The organism is Arthrobacter sp. 35/47 (assembly GCF_000520475.1).
GTDB lineage: Bacteria > Actinomycetota > Actinomycetes > Actinomycetales > Micrococcaceae > Arthrobacter_D > Arthrobacter_D subterraneus.
The window spans coordinates 1-960 of sequence record NZ_KI914612.1 but is presented as its reverse complement, the minus strand read 5'-3'; the positions used below and the strand labels follow the sequence as shown (position 1 = coordinate 960).

Below are 960 nucleotides of genomic sequence, written 5' to 3'. Positions count from 1 at the left end.
GGCGGGCAGCCGCCGGTGCTGGACCTGCAGGCGGAGAAGACGCTCGCTGCGATCCTCGTGAACTCGTCCCGCGACGGCATGATTGATGCGGCCCACGATCTGTCCGAGGGCGGCCTGGCTGCGGCGCTCTCCGAGGCTGCACTGCGTTTCGGTGTGGGCGCCCGGATCGGGATCGACGAACTGTGTGAGCGTGACGGCATTGATCCGTTCACCGCACTCTTCTCCGAATCCCAGGGACGCGCCGTCGTCGCCGTCCCCCGTTCTGAAGAGGTCCGGTTCAACGACATGTGCACTGCGCGGAACTTCCCGCGTCTGCGCATCGGGGTGGTGGACGCAGAGAACCAGGCGCTGGACGTTCAGGGGCACTTCACGCTTCCACTGGCCGAGCTGAAGGAAGCCCACGAAGCCACGCTTCCGAAGCATTTCGCGTAACGGTTTCATCACTCGTTCATATGGCAGGGCACCGGTGTTTCGGCACCGGTGCTCCCGCCGGTGCTGGACCTGCAGGCGGAGAAGACGCTCGCTGCGATCCTCGTGAACTCGTCCCGCGACGGCATGATTGATGCGGCCCACGATCTGTCCGAGGGCGGCCTGGCTGCGGCGCTCTCCGAGGCTGCACTGCGTTTCGGTGTGGGCGCCCGGATCGGGATCGACGAACTGTGTGAGCGTGACGGCATTGATCCGTTCACCGCACTCTTCTCCGAATCCCAGGGACGCGCCGTCGTCGCCGTCCCCCGTTCTGAAGAGGTCCGGTTCAACGACATGTGCACTGCGCGGAACTTCCCGCGTCTGCGCATCGGGGTGGTGGACGCAGAGAACCAGGCGCTGGACGTTCAGGGGCACTTCACGCTTCCACTGGCCGAGCTGAAGGAAGCCCACGAAGCCACGCTTCCGAAGCATTTCGCGTAACGGTTTCATCACTCGTTCATATGGCAGGGCACCGGTGTTTCGGCACCGGTG

The 960-nt window shown here is 64.8% G+C and carries 1 protein-coding gene and 1 pseudogene; both read left to right on the top strand.

The window, feature by feature from the left end; all coding sequences use genetic code 11:
* The coding region (locus X803_RS19735) for an AIR synthase-related protein (protein ID WP_035778910.1) at window positions 1-432 on the top strand (432 nt) is incomplete at its 5' end.
* Between the two features lie 51 nt (window positions 433-483).
* Window positions 484-909: pseudogene (locus X803_RS0112415) on the top strand (AIR synthase-related protein); the annotation flags it as partial.
* Between the last annotated feature and the right edge of the window lie 51 nt (window positions 910-960).